At 59.6% G+C, this 639-nt stretch carries 1 protein-coding gene; it reads right to left on the reverse strand.

Annotated features, from left to right (window positions below; genetic code table 11):
- Nucleotides 1-113 precede the first annotated feature (113 nt).
- A partial coding sequence (locus tag RA21_RS22035; protein WP_193748075.1) for an SEL1-like repeat protein occupies nt 114-639 on the reverse strand: 526 nt, incomplete at its 5' end.

Genomic DNA, 639 nt, shown 5'->3' on the forward strand with positions numbered 1-639 from the left:
CCGTAACCGCCGCCATAGCCGCCGCCGGCCTGGCCATCCGAGGGGTTGTTCAGGAAGAAAGTGAGGAGAACGAGGAACAAAGCACGATGTAACATCGGCTTGAAGTAGGGCGGTTAGCCCTCCAGTCCATAGGCCTGACGGATTCCGCGCTGGGTTCCCGGGCCGAAGTCTCCGTCTATCGCGCCGGCATAGAAGTTGTTTTCCTTCAGCTTCGACTGCAGTGCCCGCCGGGTTTCTGCCGTGAACATATTGGGCCGTTCGCTTAGGAGGCCCAGCACGTCAGAGCTTCCGCTGCGCAGGGCGGCATAAAGGTAATGCGCTGAATCTTCGGGACCTTTCGAGGGAATCAAGCCGTCATCAATGAGCGCGGCAAAATTGAATTGGGCCTGCGGATGGCGCAGGTCAGCAGCTCGCTCGAAGAAGGTGAGCGCCTTTTTCGGGTTGGCAGGCAGACCCAGTCCGCCCTGATAGTGCAGGAAGCCAAGATCATTGATCGCGTCGGCAAAATCTTGTTCTGCGGCCGCTTGGTACAGTTCCAGAGCCTTGGTTTGATCGGCCTCCACTCCGGTACCGCGCTCATAAAGTTTGGCCAGTTCAAACTGGGCCTCCGGTGAGCCGGCATCCGCGGCGCGCTGCAGG

It is taken from the genome of Leisingera sp. ANG-DT, assembly GCF_000813785.1.
Taxonomy (GTDB): Bacteria; Pseudomonadota; Alphaproteobacteria; order Rhodobacterales; family Rhodobacteraceae; genus Leisingera.